Origin of the sequence: Serratia sp. CY27727, assembly GCF_052169275.1 — a bacterium.
In the GTDB taxonomy this organism is placed as follows: Bacteria; Pseudomonadota; Gammaproteobacteria; order Enterobacterales; family Enterobacteriaceae; genus Serratia; species Serratia sarumanii.
In genome coordinates this window covers 57,951-82,904 of the sequence record NZ_JBJNLB010000002.1, presented here as the reverse complement: position 1 = coordinate 82,904, position 24,954 = coordinate 57,951, and the positions used below count along the sequence as shown (strand labels likewise).

Here is a 24,954-nt window from a genome sequence, read left to right as displayed (position 1 = left end):
CAGCGAGAACCCGTCGTGCACCCTTTTTTTGAAATGCTGTTGGCGGTGTTTGATCGCGCCGCGCTGATGTTGATCTGTCTGTTTTTCCTGACCCGCACCCGGCTGTTCCGCCAACTGCTGCAAAAAGAAGACCATACGCCGCTCGAGCTCGGCATCGTCACGGCGATCTTCTCGCTGTTCGCGCTGTTCAGCACCTACTCCGGCATCAACGTCGAAGGATCGCTGGTCAACGTGCGCGTCATCGCCATCATGGCCGGCGGCATCCTGTTCGGCCCCTGGGTGGGGATCGTCACCGGCATCGTCGCCGGGGTGCACCGCTATCTGATCGACATCGGCGGCATCACCTCGGTGCCTTGTCTTATCACCAGCATCATCGCCGGCATCAGCGCCGGCTACATCAACCTCAAGGTGAAAAAAGAGCAGCGCTGGCGCGCCGGCATCGTCGGCGGCATGCTGTGCGAATCCCTCACCATGCTGCTGATCGTGCTGTGGGCCAAGCCGACCGAGCTTGGGTTGGACATCGTGTCGCAGATTGCCCTGCCGATGATCCTCGGCACGGTGTGCATCGGCCTGATCGTGCTGCTGGTGCAGAGCGTCGAGGATGAAAAAGAGGTGATCGCCGCGCGCCAGGCCAAGCTGGCGCTGGATATCGCCCACAAGACGCTGCCCTATTTTCGCAACATCAACAGCGAATCGCTGGCCACCATCTGCGATATCATCCGCCAGGACATCCGCGCCGACGCGGTGGCGATCACCGATACCCATCAGGTGCTGGCCTACGTCGGCGTAGGGCGCGAAGCCTACCCGATCGGCCGCGAAGGGCTGAGCCGCGTCACCCGCGAAAGCATTCGCCACGGCAAAATCATCATCAAGAACAACCTGGAAAACCCGGCCGCGCCGCAGATCCATTCGCAGCTGGTGGTGCCGCTGTGGGAAAAAGGCGAAGTGACCGGCGCGCTGAAAATTTACTACTGCCACGCCCACCAGATCACCAACACGCTGAAGGTGATGGCGGTCGGGCTGTCGCAGATCATCTCCACGCAGATCGAGGTTTCCCGCATCGAGCATCTGCGCCAGATGGCGGACAAAGCCGAAATGCGCGCGCTGCAGAGCAAGATCAACCCGCACTTCCTGTTCAACGCGCTGAACGCCATCTCTTCCTCTATTCGCCTGAATCCGGACACCGCGCGCCAGCTGATCATCAATCTGTCGCGCTACCTGCGCTACAACCTGGAGCTGAACGACGAACTGATCGATATCCGCAAGGAGCTGCATCAAATTCAGGACTATATCGCCATCGAACAGGCGCGCTTCGGCGCCAAGCTGACGGTGATTTACGACATCGACGACGACGTCTCGGTGCGCATTCCCAGCCTGCTGATCCAGCCGCTGGTGGAAAACGCCATCGTGCACGGCATCCAGCCGTGCAAGGGTAAAGGGGTAGTGGTGATCGCGGTGAAAGATCAGGGCGACCGGGTGAAGATTTCGGTGAAGGATACCGGCCACGGCATCAATCAGGAAACCATCGACCGGGTGGCGCGCAACGAGATGCCGGGCCACAATATCGGCCTGCTCAACGTGCACCACCGCGTGTCGCTGCTGTACGGTGAAGGGCTGCATATCCGCCGCCTGGAGCCGGGCACCGAAATCGCGTTCTACATCAGCAAAAACGGCGGCAAGCTGCATCAGGAACCGAGCGCGCCGCCGGTCGGGGAGGCCTCATGAAAGCCATCATCGTGGAAGACGAATTCCTCGCGCAGGAAGAACTCAGCTACCTGATCAAGAAACACAGCAATATCGATATCGTCGCCAGCTTCGAGGATGGCCTCGACGTCCTGAAATACCTGCAAACCCACCAGGTCGACGCCATTTTCCTCGACATCAATATCCCGTCGCTGGACGGCGTGCTGCTGGCGCAAAACATCAGCAAATTCGCGCATCGCCCGTCGATCGTGTTCATCACCGCCTATAAAGAGCACGCGGTGGAAGCGTTCGAGATCGAGGCGTTCGACTATATCCTCAAGCCCTATCACGAGGCGCGCATCGTCACCATGCTGCAAAAGCTGGAGGCGCTGCACCAGCGCCCCGCCGGCGCGGCGGAACCGGCCAACGCGCCGAGCCGCGGCAGCCACAGCATCAACCTGATCAAAGACGAGCGGATCATCGTTACCGACATCAACGACATCTACTACGCCGCCGCCGATGAAAAGGTGACGCGGGTCTATACCCGCCGTGAAGAGTTCGTGATGCCGATGAACATCACCGAGTTTTACGGCCGGCTGCCGGAAGCGCATTTCTTCCGCTGCCACCGCTCTTACTGCGTTAACCTGGCGAAGATCCGCGAGATCGTGCCCTGGTTCAACAATACCTACATTCTGCGGCTGAGCGATCTTGAGTTTGAAGTGCCGGTCAGCCGCAGCAAGGTGAAAGAGTTTCGCCAGCTGATGCGCCTGTAAGCGCTTACCAGCGCGGGCCCGGACGGTAGTAATAGCCGGGCGGCGGCGGTGGCGGCATGCGGTAATGCGGCCGATCTCGCCAGTCGCGCCGCGGCGGCCCGTAGTAAATCACCCGTGGCGGCGGGCCATAATAGTACCCGCGCGGGCGTTCATACCGGTGGTGATCGGCCCACCAGCGCGGGTCGCGCCAGCGATAGCCGTCCCAGTAGTGGCCGCGATTATCGCGATCGCCGATATGCAACGACAGGCCCGGCACGTTCACGCCGATGGACACGTCGGCCTGGCTCGCCAGCGGCAGCGCCAACAGCGCGGCCAGTAACAACAGCGTTTTTTTCATTTCATGGACTCCTGCAGAGCGGACCTCGTCCGATCGCAGATAACATAGTCCCGCGCTCATCGCCGCTCTATAGGCGCAATGCCGATTTACGCCTTTCAGACGCATCCTTCACAATCTCACCACAATCGTTCACCGGCAGTTAACAATAAATCGTTGATATCTTTGATGTAGATCACGTGCCACCCACGGCATTTCACGCGCTTTTCGGCGCAAAAACGGCAACTCACGCCGCATAACATGCATTTCATTCCTTCCGCCGTGCAACTCATTCCCGATCCGCCGCCCGCCGGGGGGGCCGGCCATATAATAAGCCCATACCGCGGGAACACAGCTTCACCCCGCAAATTTCAGCCAGCGGCTCACGCCCGGCAACGCACACACAGGAAGGAGACCGGCCATGAACACCAAACCGGCAAATCGCAGCTTAATCGTTCTCGGCACCATCATCTGTCAGATGGGCCTGGGCACCATCTACACCTGGAGCCTGTTCAACCAGCCGCTGGTCGACAAGTTCCACTGGGGGCTGGCGGACGTCGCCACCACCTTCTCCATCACCAGCTTCTTCCTGGCCTTCGCCACGCTGTTCGCCGGCAAGCTGCAAGAGCGCTTCGGCATCCGCAACCTGACGCTGTGTTCCGGCATCCTGGTCGGCCTGGGCCTGATCGCCAGCGCCCACGTCAGCTCGCTCGACATGATTTACCTGCTGGCCGGCGTGGTGGTGGGTTTTGCGGTCGGTATCGCCTACATCTCCACCCTGTCCAACCTGATTAAGTGGTTCCCGGCCAATAAAGGCCTGATTTCCGGCATCTCCGTCGGCGCCTTCGGCAGCGGCAGCCTGCTGTTCAAATACGTCAACGCCGCCCTGATCGCCGACGTCGGCGTTTCCGGCGCCTTCTTCTACTGGGGTGCCATCGTGATGGGTCTGATCGTCGTCGGCTCCCTGCTGCTGAAAGAGCCGGTGCTGGCGACCAACGCCGCGCAGCAAGGCGCCAACGGTCTGGGCAACGACTTCAGCGTGCGCCAGATGCTGGCCACCAAAGAAGCCTACCTGCTGTTCACCATCTTCTTCGCGGCCTGCATGAGCGGTCTGTACCTGATTGGCATCGTGAAAGACATGGGCGTTCAACTGGCCGGGATGGATTTGGCCACCGCCGCCAACACCGTGTCCGCCGTCGCCATCTTCAACACCGCCGGCCGCATCATCCTGGGTACGCTGTCCGATAAAGTGGGCCGCATGCGCGTCATCAGCTTCACCATGCTGGTTACCGTGCTGGCGATTGTCGCCCTGAGCTTCATGACCCTGAACCACACGCTGTTCTTCATCTGCGTCGGCGCGGTGGCCTTCTGCTTCGGCGGCAACATCACCGTGTTCCCGGCGATTGTCGGCGACTTCTTCGGCCTGAAAAACCACAGCAAAAACTACGGCATCATCTACCAGGGCTTCGGCCTGGGCGCGCTGGCCGGTTCGTTCGTCGCCAAATACTTCGGCGGCTTCCACGCCACCTTCATGGTGATTGGCGTCCTGTCCGCCGCCTCTCTGCTGATTACGCTGTTCATCAAAGCGCCGAAGGCGGTGGAAGCGGAAACGGCAGAAACCACCCAGACGGCGGAATTGGCCAAAGCCTGATCCCCCGCGAAAACGACAAGGGGCGCAACCTGCGGGTTGCGCCCCTTTTTTTATTACTTCATCTCTGGGCTTACAGATGCATGCCCAGCGTCTGGCGCAGATGCGCGCCGGCACCCAGCAGGCCCGGCTGGCCGTGCGTTATCATGAACACCGGGATGTCTCGCACATAGTCGCGGAAGCGCCCCTTGTCTTCGAAGGCGGCGCGAAAGCCCGAGGCCTTGAAGAATTCCATAAAGCGCGGCACGATGCCGCCGGCGATGTACACGCCGCCAAAGGTGCCCAAATTCAGCGCCAGGTTGCCGCCGAAGCGCCCCATGATCACGCAAAACAGCGACAGCGCGCGGCGGCAATCGATGCAGCTGTCGGCCAGCGCCCGCTCGGTGATGTCCTTCGGCTCCCATTTTTCCGGCAGGCGGTTGTCCGCCTTGACGATGGCGCGATACAGATTGACCAGGCCCGGCCCGGACAGCACGCGCTCGGCGGAAACGTGCCCCACTTCACCGCGCAGTACCTCCAGAATGATGTCCTCTTCTTCGCTGTTCGGCGCGAAATCGACATGGCCGCCCTCGCCCGGCAGGCTGACCCAGCGGCGATCGACGTGCACCAGGTGGGCGACGCCCAGCCCGGTGCCGGCGCCGTACACCGCGATAGGTTTGCCCGGCTGCGCATCGCCGCCGCCAAACTGCAGCACGTCATCCGGCGAAAGCATCGGGATCGCCATCGATACGGCGGTGAAATCGTTGATCACTTCCAGGTGGCTCAGCCCCAGGCTGGCCTTCATTTCTTTGATCGAGAACGCCCAGCTGTGGTTGGTCATCGCCACCCAGTCTTCGGTCACCGGGCAGGCGATCGCGATACAGGCGTCCTGCACCTCGATATCGCACGCTTTCAGGTATTGGCGGATCACCGCCTCCAGGCTGTCGAACTCCAGGCCGGAATAGGTTTTCGCCTGGGTAATTTCACCCGTCGCAACAGTGCACAACGCCAGGCGGGCATTGGTGCCGCCAACATCACCCACGAGGGCATAGGTCATTGATTTCGTCTCCGCAAAATGAAAAATAAAAAGCTGCCCACACTGTAAAATCCTGCTGCGAAAACAACAATCACCCGCCCCGGATCTGCACCCCAATAGCGATCCGGATCACAAAAAACGTTTCAGCTTACCCGCGACGCCGCGCCTTGAAACAAATTGCGGCAAAAAACGCCCCCCGGCGACTGTTAACCGTCATCGCCGCCGGGCAATATCAATGCGTGCCTGCGCGCCGATAGTCTGGCAAGCTGTGGCCACAGCCCAACCACCCGCTCTCCCTGCCCTGTAGGGAGGCATCGACAAGGGATTACCCATGCTGCATCCGCGCGCCAATGCCATGTTGGCCTTTGCTTTGCCTGCGCTGATTATCGGTTCCGCTTCCAGTCTGGTGCTGCTGCTGGTGATGAAAGTCGCCGCCGCGCTGCAGCAATTACTGTGGGTAACCCTGCCCGATGCGCTGAGCCTGGATGCCCAGTCGCCCTGGTGGCCGGTCGCGATGCTGACGCTGACCGGCGTGGCGGTGGGCATTATCGTGCGCTATATGCCGGGCCACGCCGGGCCGGACCCGGCGACGGAATCGCTGATCGGCATGCCGCTGCCGCTCTCCGCCCTGCCGGGGCTGGGGTTGGCGCTGATCGTCGGCCTGGCCGGCGGCGTCAGCCTGGGGCCGGAGAACCCGATCACCGCCATCAATATCGCGCTGGTAGCGGCCGCCGGTGCGCGCCTGCTGCCGAAGGTGCCGCGCATGGACTGGATCATCCTGGCGGCCGCGGGCACCATCGGCGCGATGTTCGGCACGCCGGTCGCCGCCGCGCTGATCTTCTCGCAAACCCTGGCGGGCAATAACGAAACGCCGCTGTGGGATCGCCTGTTCGCCCCGCTGGTGGCCGCCGCCGCCGGCGCGGTCACCACCCAGATGTTCTTCGTGCCCAATTTCGCCCTGCAGCTCGACGCCTACGACGTGACGCGGCTGCCGGACATCTTCAGCGGCGCCATCGTGGCGCTGATCGCCATCGCGCTCGGCATGGTGGCGCTGTGGTGCTTCCCGCACGTTCACCGCCTGTTCCATTCGATGAAGAATCCGGTGTTGATGTTAGGGCTGGGGGGTTTTGTGCTGGGCCTGCTGGCGCTGGTGGGCGGAGAGATTACCCTGTTCAAAGGGCTAGATGAAATGAAGCGCCTCGCGCAAGACGACGGCTATTCGGTGCCGGCGCTGTTGGCCATTACCCTGACCAAGCTGGCGGCGCTGGTGATCGCCGCCGCCAGCGGCTTTCGCGGCGGGCGCATCTTCCCGGCGGTGTTCGTCGGCGTGGCGCTGGGGCTGATGCTGCACCAGCACGTTCCGGCGGTGCCGGCGGCGATCACCGTCTCCTGCGCCATCATGGGGCTGGTGCTGGTGGTGACGCGCGACGGCTGGCTCAGCCTGTTCATGGCAGTGGCGGTGGTGCCGGATCTGCACCTGCTGCCGGTCTTGTGCATCGTGATGCTGCCCGCCTGGCTGGCGCTGGCGGGCAAACCGCTGATGCTGGTGAACCGCCGGCAACCGCCGCACGACGATTAGGCCAGCGCGAACGCCGCGGCGGCGCGGGCGTGGATCGCGGTGGTGTCGAACACCGGCACCGAGGCATCCTGCTCGCTCACCAACAACCCTATCTCGGTGCAGCCGAAAATAATCCCCTGCGCGCCCTGCTGCTCCAGATCGCTGATGATCCGGCGATACTCGTCGCGCGAGGCGTCGCGAACTTTACCGAGGCACAGTTCGTCATAGATGATGCGGTGTACGATGTCGCGATCGGCGCTGACCGGCGTCACCACCTCAATGCCGTGCAATTCCTGCAGGCGGCCACGGTAGAAGGTCTGCTCCATGGTAAAGCGCGTGCCCAGCAGCCCGACGCGGCGAATGTTTTTTTCCCGCACCTGCAGCGCCGTGGCGTCGGCGATGTGGATCAGCGGCAGGCCGCTGGCCTGCTCGACCGCCTCCGCCACCTTGTGCATGGTGTTGGTGCAGATCACGATGGCTTCGGCGCCGGCGGCGCGCAACGCCACCGCGGCGGCGGCCAGCAATCGGCCGGCGCCGTCCCAATCGCCCTGATGCTGCAATCGCTCGATCTCCTGAAAATCGACGCTGTAGAGCACGATTTTGGCCGAATGCAGCCCGCCGAGGCGCGCCTTTATCTGCTCGTTGATGGTGCGGTAATACGGAATGGTGGATTCCCAGCTCATGCCACCCAGCAAGCCCAACACTTTCATTTTTCTTTCCTCAGCCTGTTGCGACAATCCTCTGACCTTACCTGAGAATCGCCGGGCTGACGACGCCTTATTCAGCGCCGGAATTGATCGGCTGGCGCGCTTCGAACCAGCGCTGGCGCAGCGTGTCGTACAGCCAGTTATAGGCCATGGTGTAGGGCAAGAAGAACAGGAAGAAACCGATTTCCAGCATAAACGCCTGCGCCCAGGAGATGCTCAGCATCCAGGCGGCGATCGGTACGCCGATCAGGATAAAACCAGCTTCAAAGCCGACGGCGTGCAGCGCACGCACTTTCAGGTTACGCACCACCCGGCTGACCGGCCACAGGCGGTCGAACACCGTGTTGTAAACCATGTTCCACAGCATAGCGACGGTGGAGAGCATCACCGCCAACGCACCGACCTGCACCATTGAGCGGTTCAGCAGCCACGCGCCCAGCGGGGCGCAAATCATCACGGCGATGGCCTCGAAACCGACGGCGTGGACGATACGTTCAATGAGAGACTTGTTTTGCAGTTGCATACATCACCTTTTTTCCGACAGTTGTTGCGAAAGTCAGGTGATTATCATCGCTTTTTTGGGTAGATTAAAAATAGATACCATCGATAAAGTAGATAGTTTATGCACTATTCCCCGGAAGCGCTGCACGCGTTTGTCGAAGCCGCCGCCCTCGGCTCGTTTTCCGCCGCCGCGCGCAAGCTGCGCAAAAGCCAATCCACCATCAGCACCGCCATCGCCAATCTGGAGGCCGACCTGGCGCTGACGCTGTTCGATCGCAGCGCGCGCCAGCCGGTGCTCACCGCAGCCGGCCGCAAAGTGCTGGGGCATGTGCAGGCGATCCTCGCCGCCAGCGAGCGGCTCGACGCCCTGAGCATTCAACTGGCGGGCGAGGTCGAACCGCGCCTGAGCATGGTGTTCTCCGATACCTATCAACCCAAGCATCACGATCAATTGATGCAACAATTCGAACTGCGTTACCCGGAGATTGAGCTGGAGTGGATGATCGCCGAAGATGGCGACGTTATCGATCTGCTGCAAAGCGGCCGCGCGCATTTGGGCATGGTGGAAGTGCAAAAAAGCTACCCGCCGGATATCGCCTTCTCTCGTTTGCCGGAACAAACCGACATGGGGCTGTTCGTCGCCCACCAGCATCCGCTGGCGCAGGCCGCCGCGCCGACGCCGGAGCAGTTGTCCAGCACCCGACAGCTGATCCTGAACACCTACACCGGCGCCGAAGCGGCCAGACAAGGCGGCTTGGTTTGGTCGGCGCCCAGCTATCTGCTGCTGCTGGAGATGGCGGAACAGGGGTTCGGCTGGGCGGTATTGCCGCACTGGCTGGTGCAACAATACGGCCACAATATGCTGACCGAGCTGCGGCCGCGCGGCTGGCCGAAAATGATCTCGGTGGATGCGGTATGGTCAAAACTGACCCCGCCGGGCCCGGCGGGGTTCTGGGTGCTGAAGCGCCTGCTGGGCGATTCCCTGCCTTAAGCGGCGGCGTTGCGCGCCTGGATGGCGCGCGAAACGGTGTCGAGCAGCTCGGGAATGTCCATCTTCGGCAGCATCACTTCAATGAAGGCCAGCCGCTCGCCGTCGGCTACCTCGCGCAGCGCCTGGCGCAAGCCGTCCGAATCGCTGACCCGCAGCGCCTTCACCGGCCGCTCGCCAGCCAGCGCAGGCGGCAACTGCGTCCAGTTCCAGCGCGCGATGTCGTTATAACGTTGCTCCGGCCCGTGGATGGCGCGCTCGACGGTATATCCCTGATTATTCAGCACGAAGATCACCGGTTTAAGTCCGTCGCGCAACATCGAACCCAGCTCCTGAACGGTCAGCTGCGCGGCGCCGTCGCCAATCAGCAGCACTGCCCGGCGCTGCGGTTCGGCGGTCTGCACGCCGAACGTCGCCGGCAGGGTATAGCCGATCGATCCCCAGAGCGACTGCACGATCAACCGACAGCCGCGCGGCAACGTCAGCGCCGCCGCACCGAAACAAGCGGTGCCCTGATCGGCCAGCACGATATCCCCGGGCCGCAGGAAATCCTGCATCTGCCGCCAGAAGGCGTGCTGATCCAGCCCTTCCCCATCGCCTTCCGGCAGCGCCGGGCGGACGATCGGCGGCAACGGCCAACGCGACGCCAGCGACAGGCTCAGGCGATGTAGCGCCCGCACCGCGTCGCGCATCGGAATGCGGCTAAAGCGCTGCCGCCCGACCCAGGCTTCGAACGGCTGAATGTCGATGCATTTTTCCACCGGCAGATGATGCGTGAAACCGGCGGTAATGGTGTCGGTCAAACGCACGCCGACGTTGATCACCACATCGGCGTTTTCGATAAGCTGTTTCACCGCCGGATCGCTGGCACCGCCGCAGTAGGTACCGACAAAACCGGCGCGGTTCTCATCCAGCACGCCTTTGCCGAGCAGCAGCGTAGCGTGCGGAATGTCGACCTCCTGCAGCCACTCGTCCAGCGCCGCTTCGGCGCCGAAGCGATCGGCCAGGAAGTCCGCCAGCAGCGATACCCGCCGCGCCGACAGCAGCTTTTCGCGCGCCGCGGCGATAAACGCCTGCAATGCGCTGCGCGACAGTTTGGCCTGGCGCAGCATCAGCGGCGCCGGTTTACTCGGCAGCGGCGCCTGCGCGACGTCGCTGGGCAACATCAGGTAAACCGGGCGATGCTCCAGCAAGGCGGCGCAGATCAGGCGGTCGATCTCCTCTGCGGCGTTGTCGGCGGTCAGGTCGGCCTGCGCGACGGTTACCTCTTTGGCTATGCGGGCGAAGTGGGTGAAGTCGCCATCCCCCAGCGAATGGTGCAGCAAATCACCGGCGCGCTGAGCGCGCTGCGCCGGCGTGCCGACCACGTGGATCACCGGCAGGTATTCGGCGTAGCTGCCGGCCACCCCGTTTAACGCGCTCAGCTCGCCGACGCCAAAGGTGGTGAGCAGCGCGGCCGCCGGTTTGCAGCGCGCATAGCCGTCGGCGGCGTAGGCGGCGTTCAGCTCGTTGGCGCAGCCTACCCAGGTGATTTGCGGATGGGCGAGGACGTGATCGAGGAATTGCAGGTTGTAATCCCCCGGCACGCCGAAGAAATGACGGATGCCGATTTGGGCCAGACGATCGAGCAGATAATCGGCCACCGTATAGGTCTGAGTCATGATCATCACCTGTCTGCAGCTGGAGCGATTACCTTTAAGTATCGAAGATGCTGTTCAAATTTCGAACAAGGATTCCTGCATCGATCGGCAACCTGGCGTTACATGCCGACGCTGTGATCGCTCCCCCGACAGCGCGGTGTGAAAGCGTATACACTCAAAGCACTTCACCTCTCGCCGACAAGGATAACTATGTCCTACCCCGCCTCCCCCTCACGTTATCAAGACATGGAATACCGGCGCTGCGGCCGCAGCGGGCTGAAGCTGCCCGCCGTCTCGCTCGGACTGTGGCACAATTTCGGCGACGCCACGCTGTACGACAACGCCCGCGGCCTGATCCGCTGCGCCTTCGATCGCGGCATTACCCATTTCGATCTGGCCAATAACTACGGCCCGCCGCCCGGCGCCGCCGAGGAGAACTTTGGCCGCATACTCAACGCCGATCTGCGGGCCTGGCGCGATGAGCTGATCGTCTCATCCAAAGCCGGTTACACCATGTGGCCCGGCCCCTACGGTGATTGGGGCTCGAAAAAGTACCTGGTCGCCAGCCTCGATCAGAGCCTGAAGCGCATGGGGCTGGAGTATGTGGATATCTTTTATCATCATCGGCCGGATCCGGAGACGCCGCTGGAAGAAACCATGGCGGCGCTGGATTTGTTGGTGCGCCAGGGCAAAGCGCTGTATGTCGGCCTGTCCAACTACCCGGCCGAGCGCGCGCGGCAGGCATTCGACATTCTGCAGCGGCTCGGCACGCCGTGCGTGATCCACCAGCCGAAGTATTCGATGTTGGAACGCGGGCCGGAGACGGCGCTGCTGGATACGCTGGCAGAGCATGGCGTCGGCTCGATCGCCTTCTCGCCGCTGGCGGGCGGCCTGCTGACCGACCGCTACCTGCACGGCGTTCCGCAAGATTCCCGCGCCGCCAGCGGCAGCCGCTTCCTGCAGCCGGAGCAACTGACCGCCGAGCGGCTGGACAAGGTGCGCCGCCTCGATGCGCTGGCGCGGCAACGCGGGCAGAAGCTGTCGCAAATGGCGCTGGCCTGGGTGCTGCGCGGCGATCGCGTTACCTCGGTGCTGATCGGCGCCAGCAAGAATGCGCAGATAGAAGACGCAGTGGGCATGCTGGCCAATCGCCACTTCAGTGAAGAAGAACTCGCGCAGATCGAGAAAATCTTATTGTAATCGCTTACAAATTCCGCCGCTCAATCGAGCGGCGATCCCCCAGAAAAATCTCAAATCTTGGCCTTCGTCGCCGTTTTCAGAGTGGCTCTCAGATTCAACCCTATGCGCCGGCGCTATGATGCCGATATTGCAGCAAAAATAACGATAAGGCCGCTTTTTTAAACTGATGAACGCGCTTCATAAAGTGACAAACGGCCAGGCCGCGCAAGCGGAAAGGAGAAGTCATGTTTAAACCTCTGCTCTTGGCCGCCATCTTGGCGGCGACGGTACTGCCCGCCGCACAGCAGGCGCACGCCGAAGGGATCAGCATCGATCTGATGCCGGGCGTTTCACTGCGCATCGGCGATCGGGACAATCGCGGCCGTTACTGGGACGGTTACGACTGGCGCGATCGCGACTGGTGGCAAGGCCATCAGGGGCGCTATCTCGGCGACCGCAGCCGCCGCGGTTACTACTGGGACGGCTATCGCTGGCGCGACCGCGACTACTGGCGCAAACACTATTACTATCATGAAGGACGCTATCGTAAATACGACAGGCATTACGATAAGCACCACTGGAAGAAAGAGAAAAAGCACCACCACGATCATGACCGCGATCGCTGGCGCCGCCACGGCGATGACGACCGCGATTAACGACGACGGGCCGGCGCAATGCCGGCCCGCGCTATTTTCGCCTACAGCACGCTGCCGATCAGCAGGTAGCCGTTCAATCCCACCACCACCAGCACGATCAGCTTGCCCAGGTTTTGCACCACAGGGCCGTTGACCATCTCCCCCATTAGCGCCCGATTGCCGGTGAAAGCCAGCAGCGGCACCAGCGCCAGCGCAATGCCGAAGCTGAGCAGCACCTGGCTCAGCACCAGAATGCGCGTGGCGTCCATCCCCAGCATGATGACGATAAACGACGGCAGCATGGTCACCGCACGCCGCAGCCACAGCGGAATATGGAAATGCACGAACCCCTGCATCACCACCTGCCCCGCCAGCGTGCCCACCACGGTAGAGGAGAGGCCGGCGGCCACCAGGCTCAGGCCAAACACGGTGGCGGCGGCTTGCCCGAGCAGCGGTTGCAGCGTCAGGTAGGCCACGTCGAGATCGGCGATGCCGCTGTGGCCGCTGAAATGAAACGCGGCGGCGGCGGTGGCCATCATCGCCAGATTAACAAAACCGGCAATGGTCATGGCCACGGCGACGTCGACTTTGGTGGCGGCATAGCGCTCCGCCTTGTCGTGCTCGCCGCCGATTTGGGTGAGCGAGGAATGCAGGTAGATCACGTGCGGCATGATGGTGGCGCCCAATACCCCGGCGGCCAGAAATACCGCATCGCCGTTGGGCAGATCGGGCAGCGCCATGCCCTTCAGCAGCGGCGCGAGCTGCGGCTGAGAGAACGCCAGCTCGACGATATAAGCGGCGGCGACGAACAGCAGCAGGCCGCCAATCACCAGCTCCAGCGGTTTTTGCCCGCGCTTTTGCAGCATCAAGATTAAAAAGGTGGCGATGCCGGTCAGCACGGCGCCCTGCAGCAGGGAAACGCCGAGCAGCAGCTTGAAGCCGATCGCCGCGCCGATAAACTCGGCCAGATCGGTCGCCATGGCGATGATCTCCGCCTGCACCCAATAGGCCCACACCGCCGGCCGCGGAAAGCGATCGCGAATGTGCTCGGCCAGATTTTTCCCGGTGGCGATGCCCAGCTTGGCGGACAACAGCTGGATCAGCATCGCCATCACGTTGGCCCAAACCACAACCCACAGCAGGCTGTAGCCGAACGAGGCGCCGGCCTGGATGTTGGTGGCGAAGTTACCGGGATCGATATAGCCGATAGCGGCGATGAAGGCAGGCCCCATCAGCGAGAGTTTGATTTTTCTGGCGGAGCGACCGGAGGTGGTTTCAACCACGCGACTGTTCAGCATATGTTGAACCCTTACTGAAATTACGTTTATCTCCACTCTATATAAATGATAATAATTATCAAGCGCATTTAGGGCGGTAAAACTTATCTCTGTAATAGCCAACATTAACGGTTTTATCGAAGGGTTCAGCGCGGAGCTTGCCGATTTCCGTGCTTTTCTGATGGGATTTTGGCTGCAATACCCCTGAAAGACAGGTTAGCACAAGAATACGAATTTCCTATTGCCGATTTAACGTCTTGATTTTTTATGCTTTTGCGCAACACTTTAGGAGAACTCCCGCTATGATTTTCCATATTTGCAATAGAAGTCTCGTTTTTAAACGTAGCGTTACATAAAATGACAGCCGAAATTCAGCCTGCCTCAAATTTGGAGCAAACATGTCCCATATTGCGCACTTTGCGTTGGCGATAGTGGTGGTGGCGATCCTGGCCCTGTTGGTGTGCCGCGATCGCAAAAGCATCCGCATTCGCTATGTTATTCAATTACTGGTTATCGAAGTACTGCTGGCCTACTTTTTCCTGCATTCGGAAGCGGGTTTGGGCTTCGTAAAAGGATTCGCCGCGCTGTTTGACAAACTGCTCGGGTTTGCGGGACAAGGGACTGATTTCGTATTCGGTGGCATGGGCGACAAAGGCCTGGCGTTCTTCTTCCTGAAGGTGCTGTGCCCGATCGTCTTCATTTCGGCGCTGATCGGTATTCTGCAGTACATCAAGGTGCTGCCGTTCATCATCCGCATTATCGGTACCGTGCTGTCGAAAGTGAACGGCATGGGCAAGCTGGAGTCATTCAACGCCGTCAGTTCGCTGATCCTCGGCCAATCCGAAAACTTCATCGCCTACAAGGATATCCTGGGCAAGATGTCGGAAAAGCGCATGTACACCATGGCGGCGACCGCGATGTCTACGGTGTCCATGTCCATCGTCGGCGCCTACATGACCATGCTGGACGCCAAGTTCGTGGTGGCGGCGCTGGTATTGAACATGTTCAGCACCTTTATCGTGCTGTCGCTGGTCAACCCGTACGACACCAATAAAGAAGAAGAGCTGCACCTCGGCAACCTGCACGAAGGCCAGAGCTTCTTCGAAATGCTGGGTGAATATATCCTGGCCGGCTTCAAAGTAGCGATTATCGTTGCCGCGATGCTGATCGGCTTCATCGCCCTGATCGCCGCGCTCAACGGTGTGTTCAGCGCCATCTTCGGCCTGAGCTTCCAGGAAATCCTCGGCTACTTCTTCTATCCGTTCGCCTGGATCATGGGCATTCCTAAGCACGAAGCCCTGCAGGTTGGCAGCATCATGGCCACCAAGCTGGTTTCCAACGAGTTCGTGGCAATGATGGAGCTGCAGAAAGTGTCTGCCGAACTGTCGCCGCGCAGCCTGGGGATCCTGTCGGTGTTCCTGGTGTCCTTCGCCAACTTCTCTTCCATCGGTATCGTGGCCGGTGCGATCAAGGGCCTGAACGAACACCAGGGCAACGTGGTGTCGCGCTTTGGCCTGAAGCTGGTGTACGGCTCTACGCTGGTCAGTATCCTGTCCGCTTCCATCGCGGGTCTGGTGCTGGGCTAAGCCTCGAACCGACTGCGATAACAAGGCGCCTGCGGGCGCCTTTTTTGTTGGCCTGCATTCGGCGAAAGTGAAATGACGCAAAGCAAAAAGCCGACCCTGAGGTCGGCTTTTTAAATGGTGGTGGAGCTAGACGGGATCGAACCGTCGACCTCTTGCATGCCATGCAAGCGCTCTCCCAGCTGAGCTATAGCCCCACAAAAGTGGTACGCTTTGACCGGCGTTACGGTATTCCCCAACCTCTCTGAGAAGAAGGTTGGTGGAGCTAGACGGGATCGAACCGTCGACCTCTTGCATGCCATGCAAGCGCTCTCCCAGCTGAGCTATAGCCCCGTTCCACAATCACTTTGTGCTGTGAACGGGGCGCATAATATGAAACCCGCTCAAAGCTGTCAACGGCTAAATTGAATTACTGAATCAAGCGTTGAAAAAGCCGCCAAATCAGCATGTTTGGCGCTAAAAAATCATCACTTAGTGCAGAGTTCATCCATTTTGCGCGCTACATCTCAAAATGGTAAAAGACCCTGCATATCACGTTGATTTTTAATTAACGGAATGTTAGTGAAATGCGCTTGAGTCGGACTCCCGAGCGGCATAGACTGCCCGCGCCATAAACTTCATTACTATAAACCGAGTCCGTCATGTCTTTGCATTCACCAAAAGAAATCGCCGCCCTCGCCGTTCAGGCCGGGGTAAATAAAAGCCGCGCCCCTCTCGCTAATCTGTTGATTCTGGGCTTTCTCGCCGGCGCTTTTATCGCCACCGGCTTTCTGCTGGATATTCACGTCATCGGCACCCTGCCGGCCGAATGGGGCTCTTTTGGCGCCCTGTTGGGTGCCGCGGTCTTTCCTATCGGGTTGATCCTGACCATTCTGGCCGGTGGCGAACTGCTGACCGGCAACATGATGACCTTGCCGATGGCCTGGTTTGCCCGCGAAATCCTCGCCATCGCCGTGCTGCGCAATTGGTTTTGGGTCACCCTGGCCAACCTGGCCGGCAGCCTGGCCGTCGCCTACTTCTTCGGCCATTTGCTGGGCCTGACCGAAGGCGCGTTCTTGCATAAGACGCTGGCGATCGCGCAGGCTAAAGTGGATGCGGACTTCCTGCACGCCTTTATTTCCGGCGTCGGCTGCAACTGGCTGGTGTGCCTGGCGGTATGGTTAGCCTTCGCCAGCAAGGATGTGCCGGGCAAAGTGATCGGCATGTGGTTCCCGGTCATGGCTTTTGTCGCCATCGGCTTCCAGCACGTGGTGGCGAATATGTTCATCATCCCGGCGGCCATCTTTGCCGGCGGCATGGGCTGGGAGCAGTATCTGCCCAATTTCGTCGCGGTATTTCTCGGCAACGCGCTGGGAGGCGCCGGCTTTGTCGGGCTGATGTATTTCCTCGCCTACCGCCCGGGGCTGCCGGCTAGCGAGCAAGCCTGACGCACCGCCATGAAAAAAGCCCCGGGATCGCTCCACGGGGCTTTTTTTTAAGGCGTATCAGCGAATCAGGCTTGCGCTTCGCGCTCGGCGATGTAAGCCAGCGCCATGTCGATGCGCTGCAGCGAACGCTTCTGGCCGATCGCATGCACGGTCACGTCCATGCCCGGCGACTGACCGGCGCCGGTCACCGCAACGCGCAGCGGCATGCCGACTTTACCCATGCCGACACCCAGCTCATCCGCCGTGCCCTGAATGGCGTCGTGCACGTTTTCCGGCGTCCAGGCGGTGATGGCGGCCAGCTTGGCGCGCACCGCTTCCAGCGGCTGACGCGCCACCGGGCGCAGGTGCTTCTTGGCGGCGTCTGCGTCGAACTCGCTGAAGTCTTCGTAGAAGTAACGGCAAGACTCCGCCATCTCTTTCAGCGTCTTGCAACGCTCGCCCAGCAGTTTGACGATGTCTTTCAGTTCCGGGCCGTTGCGGGTTTCAAGGCCCAGCTGCTCAACGTGCCATGCCAGATGCACCGCCACTTCTTCCGCCGGCATATGGTTGATGTAGTGGTGGTTCAGCCACTGCAGCTTCTCGGTGTTGAACGCGCTGGCGGATTTGTTGATCGCTTCCAGCGTGAAGAACTCTTTCATCTCATCGATGGAGAAGATCTCCTGATCGCCGTGGGACCAGCCCAGACGCACCAGGTAGTTCAGCAGCGCCTGGGGCAGATAGCCGTCGTCGCGGTACTGCATAACGCCCACGGCGCCGTGACGCTTGGACAGCTTTTTACCGTCGTCGCCGAGGATCATCGACACGTGCGCGTATTCCGGCACCGGCGCGCCCAGCGCTTTGAGAATGTTGATCTGGCGCGGGGTGTTGTTGATATGGTCTTCGCCGCGGATCACGTGGGTGATTTCCATGTCCCAGTCATCGACGACGACGCAGAAGTTATAGGTTGGCGAACCATCGGTACGGCGGATGATCAGATCGTCCAGCTCCTGGTTGCTGAATTCGATCGGGCCGCGAATTTTGTCATCGAAGATCACCGAGCCTTCCTGCGGGTTGCGAAAGCGCACCACGTGCGGCTCGTCGTCGGTGTGGCTGCACTGGCTGTCGCGGCAGTGGCCGTCGTAACGCGGCTTCTCGCCGTTTTCCATCTGCTTCTCGCGCAGCGCTTCCAGACGTTCCTTGGAGCAATAGCATTTATAGGCAGTGCCCTGCTCCAGCATCTCGTCGATGACCGCGTTGTAACGATCGAAACGCTTGGTCTGGAAATACGGGCCTTCATCCCAATCCAGGTTCAACCAGTTCATGCCATCCATAATTGCGTCGATCGCGTCCTGGGTGGAACGTTCCAGATCGGTATCTTCGATACGCAGAACGAACTCACCGCCCGCATGGCGGCTGAACAACCAGGAATAAAGTGCGGTACGCGCGCCGCCGACGTGAAGATAGCCGGTTGGGCTCGGTGCAAAACGGGTTTTGATTTTCATTGGGTTCACTGCCTTATTACGCAACGCGTGTCGGCGGTTGCCGACGATTGCTCGGAATTGAAAAAAGAGTGGACGACATTGTATCACCACGCGCTAATTCCTCAACGCCGACACGATATTGCGCCGGTCGATTTCGCGCGTTTTGCGGTGAGTTTCGCATAGCGTTGCGCAAAGAATCGGCGCCGTTGGCGATAATTATCGCGCCCTGCCTAAATTTGCGGCGAACGATTGAAATCATTTTAAAAACCGTTGACTCACTTTGAACTATCCCTATAATGCGACTCCAACAAGACGGGGCGATTAGCTCAGTTGGTAGAGCATCTCCTTTACACGGAGGGGGTCGGCGGTTCGAGCCCGTCATCGCCCACCATCTTGTTGAGAAAAATGAGAACGAATGAGGGTGATTAGCTCAGTTGGTAGAGCATCTCCTTTACACGGAGGGGGTCGGCGGTTCGAGCCCGTCATCACCCACCATCATTCTCTCGTTTAGCAGTGCCTGGAAGTCCTGAAGTGGGTGATTAGCTCAGTTGGTAGAGCATCTCCTTTACACGGAGGGGGTCGGCGGTTCGAGCCCGTCATCACCCACCATTTCTGCGGGTCGTTAGCTCAGTTGGTAGAGCAGTTGACTTTTAATCAATTGGTCGCAGGTTCGAATCCTGCACGACCCACCAATTCAGAGAAAAGCGCCTTTTGGCGCTTTTTTCGTTTCTGCGCCACCCAACTCTGACTTCATCTTCTTGCAGGCATGGCTTACCGAGTCGTGAAGGATGAAGAACCGTAGAGGTTCGAGCATCGCGCAGCGATACGACAACGCGCAGCGTTGCCCGCAGGGTGAGGCCAAAGGCCGAATCAATCCTGCACGACCCACCAATTCAGAGAAAAGCGCCTTTTGGCGCTTTTTTCGTTTCTGCCGATCGATATTCCTTTATTCTTCATTCACCACGCGCTGAGATACGAATGGTTATCATTTTGCCGGCTTGGATGGTAAATTAGCGGGCATCCACCACGCAGCCAATCCGCCGCCGGATTGATAAGCCTTAGTTCAAGGAAAGAAAGAGCCCGCTCATGACCCTATCCTTACGCCAGCTGTTCATTGCATTTATCGCCACTTCCAGCCTGCTGCTCAGCGGCTGTGGCCCGGACGACCAGAGCGACGGGCAGAAACCGTCCGCCCCCGCTGCCGACAGCAGTTGGCCGCGCACCATCGACAGCGCCAAAGGGAAATTCACGCTGGAAAAACCGCCGCAGCGCATCGTGTCCACCAGCGTCACCATTACCGGCACGCTGCTGGCTATCGACGCCCCGGTGGTCGCCAGCGCCGCCACCAGCCCAAATCCCCTGGTGGCCGATAAGCAAGGCTTCTTTACCCAGTGGAGCGAAGTGGCCAAACAGCGCCACGTCGAACGACTGTACCAGGTGGAGCCCAATGCCGAAGCCGTTGCTGCCGCCGCACCGGATTTGATCGTCGTCGCCGCCACCGGCGGTGATTCGGCGTTGAAGCTGTATGACCAGCTGTCCGCCATTGCGCCGACGCTGGTGCTCGACTATGGCGACAAGAGCTGGCAGCAGCTGGCCAGCGAGCTCGGCGAGATCACCGGCCATGAAGCCGGCGCCAAACAGGCGGAGGATCGTTTCGAACAGCGCGTGGAGCAAGTGAAGCAGGCGATCGCGCTGCCGCCGCAGCCGACCACTCCGCTGGTGTATGCCGACAACGGCCGCGAGGCCATGCTGTGGACGCCGGGTTCCGCCCAGGGCAAGCTGCTGACCCAGCTCGGCTTCCAGCTGGCCACACCGCCGGAAAGCGCCAAAGGCAACACCAGCATGGGTAAACGCCATGACATCATCCAGATCTCCGGCGAAAAAATGGCCGAGGGCCTGAACGGCAAAACGCTGATCCTGTTCGCCACCAACGAGCGCAAAGTGCAAGAGGTGCTGACCAACCCGTTCCTCAAACATCTGGAGCCGGTGGAACAGCGGCACGTCTATGCCGTCGGCAACGACACCTTCCGCCTCGATTACTACAGCGCCACCAACATGCTGAATCAAATCGAACGGCTGTTCAAAAAACCCTGAATCACGCCGTCGGCAGGCCAGACTCCTGCCGACGCGTTCCGCAAACGGGGCGGCAGTTCACATTCAATCAATTGAAATATCAATAGTTATTAACATCGTCAACGCACCTGTGCCACCAACCGGCGGGTGCATGCGGGCGCAAGCTCGTGCTACTATTGGCACCCCGCATGAACGCAAATAACAATGAGAATAAAAATCATACAGGAGTTACCGGTGTGAACGTACCCACTCCGACTGAGCGGACGCTTTCGTCCGCACCGCACGCAGCTTACGCCAGTGGCTTCAAACGCATCGCCGGGTTCGGTATCGGCTTGGCGCTGTTGCTGCTGTGCATCATTGCCAGCCTGATGCTGGGTTCCAAAGCCATCCCCTTCCACACCGTCTGGCTCAGCCTGCAGGGCGCCGCGAGCGGTTCCGACAGCACCATCATTCTCAACGCCCGGGTGCCCCGTACGCTGGCGGGCATCTTGGCCGGCATGGCGCTCGGCGCCGCCGGCGCGCTGATTCAGGCCTTGACGCGCAATCCGCTGGCCGATCCCGGCGTGCTCGGCATCAACGCCGGCGCCAGCTTTGCCGTGGTCATCGGCATCATGTTTTTCGGCGCCGCCACCACCGAAAGCTATATGGCCTACGCCTTTGTCGGCGCCGCCCTCACCACCCTGCTGGTCTACCTGATCGGCACGCTGGCGGGCGGGCGCATCAACCCGGTGCGGCTGACGCTGGCCGGCGTGGCGATCGGCGCGGTGCTGCTCGGCATCACCACCGGGCTGTCGCTGATCGATCCGCAAACCTTCGACCAACTGCGCTTCTGGCAGGCCGGCACGCTGGATATCCGCACGCTGTCCACGCTGCCGGTCACCGCCCCCGCCATTTTGCTCGGCTGCCTGCTGACGCTGCTCATCGCCCGGCCGCTGAATACCATCGGCATGGGGGAAGATCTGGCTATCGCGCTCGGCGCGCGCGTGGTGCTGACTCAGGTCATCGCGGTGATCGCCATCACGCTGCTGTGCGGCGCGGCAACCGCCACCGTCGGCCCAATCAGCTTTATCGGCCTGATGGTGCCGCACATCGCCCGCTGGTGGGTCGGCCCCGACCAGCGCTGGATCCTGCCCTACTCCATGCTGCTGGCGCCGATTTTACTGCTGTGCGCCGACGTGGTCGGCCGTCTGCTGGCGGCCGGTGAGCTGCGGGTTTCCATCGTGGCGGCCTTCATCGGCGCGCCGGTGCTGATCTGGCTGGTGCGCCGCAAGAAAACGCTGGGGGGGCTGTGATGAGTCTGCCCCACACGTTGCATATCGGCCGCCCGGACGGCGTCATCAACTGGCGCATGCCGCTGCGCCTGCTGCTGGTCAACCTTTCGCTGCTGGCGTTGTGCCTGGCGATGGCCGTTGCCGCGCTGTGCTACGGCACGCTGCAGCTCTCGCTGGAGCAGGTCTTTGCCGCGCTCAGCGGCGAGGCGCCGAAGAATCTGGTCACCGTGGTCACCCAATGGCGCTTGCCACGTATCGCCATGGCGCTGCTGTTAGGCGCCGCGCTCGGCATGAGCGGCGCCATCTTCCAGTCGATTATCCGCAACCCGCTCGGCAGCCCGGACGTGATTGGCTTTAACATGGGGGCTTACACCGGCGCGCTGATCGCCATCACCCTGTTCAACGGCGGCTATTACTACATCGCCGGCGGCGCGCTGGCCGGCGGCATTCTCGCCGCGCTGGCCATCTACCTGCTGGCCTGGCGGCAAGGCATCGCCGGCTTCCGGCTGATCATCGTCGGCATCGCCATCAGCGCGGTATTGGTCTCCACCAATACCTGGCTGATCATCACCGCCTCACTGGAACGCGCCATGGACGCCGCCATGTGGCAGGCCGGTTCGCTCAACGGCATGACCTGGCAGAAAGCCCAGCCCGCCACGGCGTTCATCGTGCTGGCGGCCGCGGCCGCGCTGCTGATGGGCAAACGGCTGCAGCTGCTGGAAATGGGCGACGACACGGCGCGCGCGCTGGGCGTGAACGCCGAAGGCAGCCGGCTGTGGCTGATGCTGTTCGGCGTCACCCTCACCGCCGCCGTCACCGCCACCGCCGGGCCGATTTCCTTTATCGCGCTGGCGGCGCCGCAGATCGCCCGCCGCCTGGCCGGCCAATCCTCGGTCACCCTGACGTCCTCGGCGCTGATGGGTGCGGCGCTGCTGCTCGGCGCCGACGTAGTGTCCCAACATCTTTTCGCACCGATCCAACTGCCGGTCGGGGTCGTGACCGTCTGCATCGGCGGCCTGTACCTGATTTGGCTGCTCATCCGTGAGGCCCGCAGATAATGAAGAATGACAATGCCATGAGCCACCGCCTGCACGCCTCGCATCTGAAGCTGGGCTACGACAATAAAATCATCGCTGACGATCTGAGCGTGGCGATCCCCGACGGCGCCTTCACGGTGATCGTCGGGCCGAACGCCTGCGGCAAATCGACGCTGTTGCGCGCCCTGTGCCGCCTGCTAAAACCCAGCGCCGGCGAGGTGATGCTGGACGGCAAGAACATCAGCAACTTCGCCACCAAGGCGCTGGCGCGCGAGCTTGGGCTGCTGCCGCAAACCTCGATCGCACCGGACAGCATTACCGTGGCGGATCTGGTGTCGCGCGGCCGCTACCCGCACCAGAGCCTGCTGAAACAGTGGACGCAGGCCGACAAACAGGCGGTGGAAGCCGCCATGGCGGCCACCAACGTCGGCCAGCTGGCGGACCGCAGCGTCGACGAGCTGTCCGGCGGGCAGCGCCAGCGCGTCTGGGTGGCGATGGCGTTGGCGCAGCAAACGCCGCTGCTGCTGCTGGATGAACCGACCACCTATCTGGACATCGCGCATCAGATCGAGCTGCTGGATCTGTTCCGCCAGCTCAACCGCGAGCACGGCCAAACCCTCATCGCGGTGCTGCACGATCTCAACCACGCCTGCCGCTATGCCGATCACATCATCGCTATGCGCGACGGCAAGATCGTGGCGGAGGGGAAACCGGCGGAGATCATCACCGCCGAGCTGGTTGAGCGGGTATTCGGCATGCCGTGCATGATCATCGACGATCCGCTGTCCCACACGCCGCTGGTGATCCCGCGCGGCCGCTACCACTGCGACACGCCGCAGGCATGAAAAAGGCCGGGTTAACCCGGCCTTCGTTTATCCATGACTAGGGTGCCAACAGCGCCCGCAATCCGTCGAGCAAACCGCCGCGCCAGCAGACGGCATCATGCCCGCCGGCGAACACGCGATAATCGACCCGATGCCCCGCCTCCACCAGCGCCCTATGCATTTGGCGATTGACCTGATGAATATCCCTCTCCCCTTCACCGGCTTCCTGAAAGACGCGCAGCGGCGTCGCGGCGCACAAGCCCCGCCGCACTTGTTCAGTCAACCAGCCGACGTCGGCGTCATACTCCTCAGCCGGGTTAATCATCGCTTCAATATGCGGCCACCAGAAAGAACCCGACTGGGTCAATACGCAGCCGAAACGCTGCGGCCAATGCAACCCGGCATACAACGCCGCCAACCCGCCGTAACTCTGCCCCGCCACCACCGTGCGCTGCGGATCGTCGCTGTAAGGCGCACGCGCCGCCACCTGCGGCAGCAGCTCCTCTTGCACCGCCCGCCAGAAAGCCGCATTGCAGGCCAATTCTTCCGCACGCCGCGTCATGTCTATCACGTCGATAAACAGATAAAGCGCCGACGGCAGCCTTCCGTTAAGCGTCTCGGCGTCCAGTGCGGAAAAAATCGGTATGCCATGCAGCCAAAATTGCCCGTCCAGCAGTACGACTAACGGGCGGTCTTCCCCTGCGCCGGTGGCGTACAGCCAGATGTTGCGTCGGTTAGCCAATCGTTCGCTGTGCCAAAAGAAGTGCTGCAAACGCCCAGACGCGGCGGGAAATGCTTGCCCGGCGTCCAACGCCCGCCACGCTGATTGATCCGGCGCCGCCGGCAAATGTATCGCAGACAACGGGAAGCCGCGGCTGCTGCAGTGTGGCGCCACCGGATTGAGCGGATCATGGCGCATCAACGGAAACAACGAACACCACCACTGACGCTGCTGCTGCCGACGCTGAGCCGCATCGCCGGTAAAAGCGGGCGGCAGTTGCGCCGTCTCAATGGGTATAAAACTGTAACTGCCTCGCCAATCTTCGCGAACAGTGAACTGCCACCACCAAATATCGCTACCCGGCCGGCGTTCCAGACTCTGTGGCGAAGGGCTGTGATGGTCGGTCACGCAGTTGATATCGACATACACCTTTTTAATCGGCGAGCGCCGTTCATCGCCCCACGGGTCGCGCCAGAAAAAGGTAACGCGCACCTGCGCTGCGGGCAGCGATTCGACGAGCGGCGTTCCCAACTCCGCGACCTGACGCCACCAATCTTCTCCGCCGAGATCGGGCCTTTGCAGCAGGTTGAGCACCAGGCCATCGGCATGAAGCGAATGCATTTTTCCTTTTTCCCCTGTTC

General features: G+C 61.1%; 21 protein-coding genes, 6 tRNA genes and 1 other RNA gene. 18 read left to right on the top strand and 10 right to left on the bottom strand.

The annotated features are described in order from the left end of the window. Positions 1-33: 33 nt before the first annotated feature. Positions 34-1,725 (top strand): sensor histidine kinase, encoded by a 1,692-nt coding sequence (locus ACJ8HB_RS05295; protein ID WP_033635418.1) that lies wholly within the window; start codon positions 34-36, stop codon positions 1,723-1,725. Continuing rightward, a complete protein-coding gene (locus ACJ8HB_RS05290) occupies positions 1,722-2,456 on the top strand; it encodes a LytR/AlgR family response regulator transcription factor (protein ID WP_047571107.1) in 735 nt (244 codons plus the stop codon). Before ACJ8HB_RS05295 ends, ACJ8HB_RS05290 begins: the two co-directional genes overlap by 4 nt. Positions 2,457-2,460: 4 nt before the next feature. Here the strand turns inward: ACJ8HB_RS05290 and ACJ8HB_RS05285 are convergent, their stop codons facing one another. Continuing rightward, positions 2,461-2,793 (bottom strand): DUF2502 domain-containing protein, encoded by a 333-nt coding sequence (locus ACJ8HB_RS05285; RefSeq protein ID WP_025303752.1) that lies wholly within the window; start codon positions 2,791-2,793, stop codon positions 2,461-2,463. 397 nt (positions 2,794-3,190) lie between these two features. Between ACJ8HB_RS05285 and ACJ8HB_RS05280 the strand changes: the two genes are divergently transcribed. Beyond that, the gene (locus tag ACJ8HB_RS05280; protein WP_033635420.1) at positions 3,191-4,420 is read left to right on the top strand and encodes an L-lactate MFS transporter; all 1,230 of its coding nucleotides are present in this window, start codon (positions 3,191-3,193) and stop codon (positions 4,418-4,420) included. A 70-nt stretch (positions 4,421-4,490) separates the two neighbouring features. Here the strand turns inward: ACJ8HB_RS05280 and glk are convergent, their stop codons facing one another. Beyond that, positions 4,491-5,453, bottom strand: a complete 963-nt coding sequence (glk, locus tag ACJ8HB_RS05275; RefSeq protein WP_033648112.1) for a glucokinase — start codon at positions 5,451-5,453, stop codon at positions 4,491-4,493. 310 nt (positions 5,454-5,763) lie between these two features. On the opposite strand from glk, the gene ACJ8HB_RS05270 reads away from it, so the two are divergent. Further along, positions 5,764-7,011: an ion channel protein gene (locus ACJ8HB_RS05270; protein WP_060427603.1), complete on the top strand. Its 1,248-nt coding sequence runs from the start codon at positions 5,764-5,766 to the stop codon at positions 7,009-7,011. Here ACJ8HB_RS05270 and ACJ8HB_RS05265 read toward each other — a convergent pair. Both ACJ8HB_RS05265 and ACJ8HB_RS05260 read right to left on the bottom strand, forming a co-directional pair. Further along, complete coding sequence (locus ACJ8HB_RS05265; protein ID WP_060424402.1) at positions 7,008-7,700, bottom strand: aspartate/glutamate racemase family protein; 693 nt, start codon at positions 7,698-7,700, stop codon at positions 7,008-7,010. The genes ACJ8HB_RS05270 and ACJ8HB_RS05265 overlap by 4 nt on opposite strands. A gap of 67 nt (positions 7,701-7,767) precedes the next feature. Then, complete coding sequence (locus ACJ8HB_RS05260) at positions 7,768-8,220, bottom strand: multidrug/biocide efflux PACE transporter (RefSeq protein WP_060424405.1); 453 nt, start codon at positions 8,218-8,220, stop codon at positions 7,768-7,770. A 99-nt stretch (positions 8,221-8,319) separates the two neighbouring features. On the opposite strand from ACJ8HB_RS05260, the gene ACJ8HB_RS05255 reads away from it, so the two are divergent. Continuing rightward, entirely contained in the window at positions 8,320-9,189 is an 870-nt protein-coding gene (locus ACJ8HB_RS05255) for a LysR family transcriptional regulator (protein ID WP_033653700.1), read from the top strand. Here ACJ8HB_RS05255 and ACJ8HB_RS05250 read toward each other — a convergent pair. After that, positions 9,186-10,847: an alpha-keto acid decarboxylase family protein gene (locus ACJ8HB_RS05250; protein ID WP_094860001.1), complete on the bottom strand. Its 1,662-nt coding sequence runs from the start codon at positions 10,845-10,847 to the stop codon at positions 9,186-9,188. The two genes, ACJ8HB_RS05255 and ACJ8HB_RS05250, sit on opposite strands and share 4 nt — an antisense overlap. A 189-nt stretch (positions 10,848-11,036) precedes the next feature. On the opposite strand from ACJ8HB_RS05250, the gene mgrA reads away from it, so the two are divergent. Next, the gene (gene mgrA, locus ACJ8HB_RS05245; RefSeq protein ID WP_060388090.1) at positions 11,037-12,026 is read left to right on the top strand and encodes an L-glyceraldehyde 3-phosphate reductase; all 990 of its coding nucleotides are present in this window, start codon (positions 11,037-11,039) and stop codon (positions 12,024-12,026) included. A gap of 224 nt (positions 12,027-12,250) precedes the next feature. Further along, a complete protein-coding gene (locus ACJ8HB_RS05240; RefSeq protein ID WP_049195598.1) occupies positions 12,251-12,661 on the top strand; it encodes a DUF2502 domain-containing protein in 411 nt (136 codons plus the stop codon). Positions 12,662-12,702: 41 nt separating this feature from the next. Here ACJ8HB_RS05240 and ACJ8HB_RS05235 read toward each other — a convergent pair whose 3' ends face one another. After that, positions 12,703-13,938, bottom strand: coding sequence for an Nramp family divalent metal transporter (locus ACJ8HB_RS05235; RefSeq protein WP_033635427.1), 1,236 nt, complete (start codon positions 13,936-13,938; stop codon positions 12,703-12,705). A 377-nt stretch (positions 13,939-14,315) separates the two neighbouring features. On the opposite strand from ACJ8HB_RS05235, the gene ACJ8HB_RS05230 reads away from it, so the two are divergent. Further along, positions 14,316-15,503 carry a NupC/NupG family nucleoside CNT transporter gene (locus tag ACJ8HB_RS05230; protein ID WP_004936373.1) on the top strand — a complete coding sequence of 396 codons (1,188 nt, stop codon included), beginning with the start codon at positions 14,316-14,318 and terminating at the stop codon, positions 15,501-15,503. Between the two features lie 118 nt (positions 15,504-15,621). Here ACJ8HB_RS05230 and ACJ8HB_RS05225 read toward each other — a convergent pair. Continuing rightward, positions 15,622-15,697, bottom strand: a tRNA-Ala gene (locus ACJ8HB_RS05225). Between the two features lie 60 nt (positions 15,698-15,757). Next, positions 15,758-15,833, bottom strand: a tRNA-Ala gene (locus ACJ8HB_RS05220). A 308-nt stretch (positions 15,834-16,141) separates the two neighbouring features. Here ACJ8HB_RS05220 and ACJ8HB_RS05215 point away from each other — a divergent pair. Beyond that, positions 16,142-16,927, top strand: coding sequence for a formate/nitrite transporter family protein (locus ACJ8HB_RS05215; protein ID WP_047571091.1), 786 nt, complete (start codon positions 16,142-16,144; stop codon positions 16,925-16,927). 65 nt (positions 16,928-16,992) lie between these two features. Here ACJ8HB_RS05215 and gltX read toward each other — a convergent pair whose 3' ends face one another. After that, a complete protein-coding gene (gene gltX, locus ACJ8HB_RS05210; RefSeq protein ID WP_047571089.1) occupies positions 16,993-18,408 on the bottom strand; it encodes a glutamate--tRNA ligase in 1,416 nt (471 codons plus the stop codon). A 294-nt stretch (positions 18,409-18,702) separates the two neighbouring features. On the opposite strand from gltX, the gene ACJ8HB_RS05205 reads away from it, so the two are divergent. From ACJ8HB_RS05205 to ACJ8HB_RS05165, 9 genes are all read left to right on the top strand, one after another. After that, positions 18,703-18,778 (top strand) — tRNA-Val (locus ACJ8HB_RS05205). Positions 18,779-18,806: 28 nt separating this feature from the next. Beyond that, positions 18,807-18,882, top strand: a tRNA-Val gene (locus ACJ8HB_RS05200). A 38-nt stretch (positions 18,883-18,920) separates the two neighbouring features. After that, positions 18,921-18,996, top strand: a tRNA-Val gene (locus ACJ8HB_RS05195). 7 nt (positions 18,997-19,003) lie between these two features. After that, positions 19,004-19,079 (top strand) — tRNA-Lys (locus ACJ8HB_RS05190). Positions 19,080-19,154: 75 nt separating this feature from the next. After that, positions 19,155-19,278: non-coding RNA, RtT sRNA (locus ACJ8HB_RS05185), on the top strand. 195 nt (positions 19,279-19,473) lie between these two features. Next, on the top strand, positions 19,474-20,481 hold the full coding sequence (gene fepB, locus ACJ8HB_RS05180; RefSeq protein WP_047571087.1) for a Fe2+-enterobactin ABC transporter substrate-binding protein: 1,008 nt from the start codon (positions 19,474-19,476) through the stop codon (positions 20,479-20,481). A 215-nt stretch (positions 20,482-20,696) separates the two neighbouring features. After that, a complete protein-coding gene (gene fepD / locus ACJ8HB_RS05175; RefSeq protein ID WP_033635435.1) occupies positions 20,697-21,752 on the top strand; it encodes a Fe(3+)-siderophore ABC transporter permease in 1,056 nt (351 codons plus the stop codon). Beyond that, positions 21,752-22,789 carry an iron-enterobactin ABC transporter permease gene (gene fepG / locus ACJ8HB_RS05170; protein ID WP_033635436.1) on the top strand — a complete coding sequence of 346 codons (1,038 nt, stop codon included), beginning with the start codon at positions 21,752-21,754 and terminating at the stop codon, positions 22,787-22,789. Before fepD ends, fepG begins: the two co-directional genes overlap by 1 nt. A gap of 17 nt (positions 22,790-22,806) precedes the next feature. Continuing rightward, on the top strand, positions 22,807-23,613 hold the full coding sequence (locus ACJ8HB_RS05165) for an ABC transporter ATP-binding protein (RefSeq protein ID WP_033655005.1): 807 nt from the start codon (positions 22,807-22,809) through the stop codon (positions 23,611-23,613). A gap of 37 nt (positions 23,614-23,650) precedes the next feature. On the opposite strand, the gene fes is transcribed toward ACJ8HB_RS05165, so the two are convergent. Then, positions 23,651-24,934: an enterochelin esterase gene (fes, locus tag ACJ8HB_RS05160; protein ID WP_047571085.1), complete on the bottom strand. Its 1,284-nt coding sequence runs from the start codon at positions 24,932-24,934 to the stop codon at positions 23,651-23,653. Positions 24,935-24,954 lie beyond the last annotated feature (20 nt).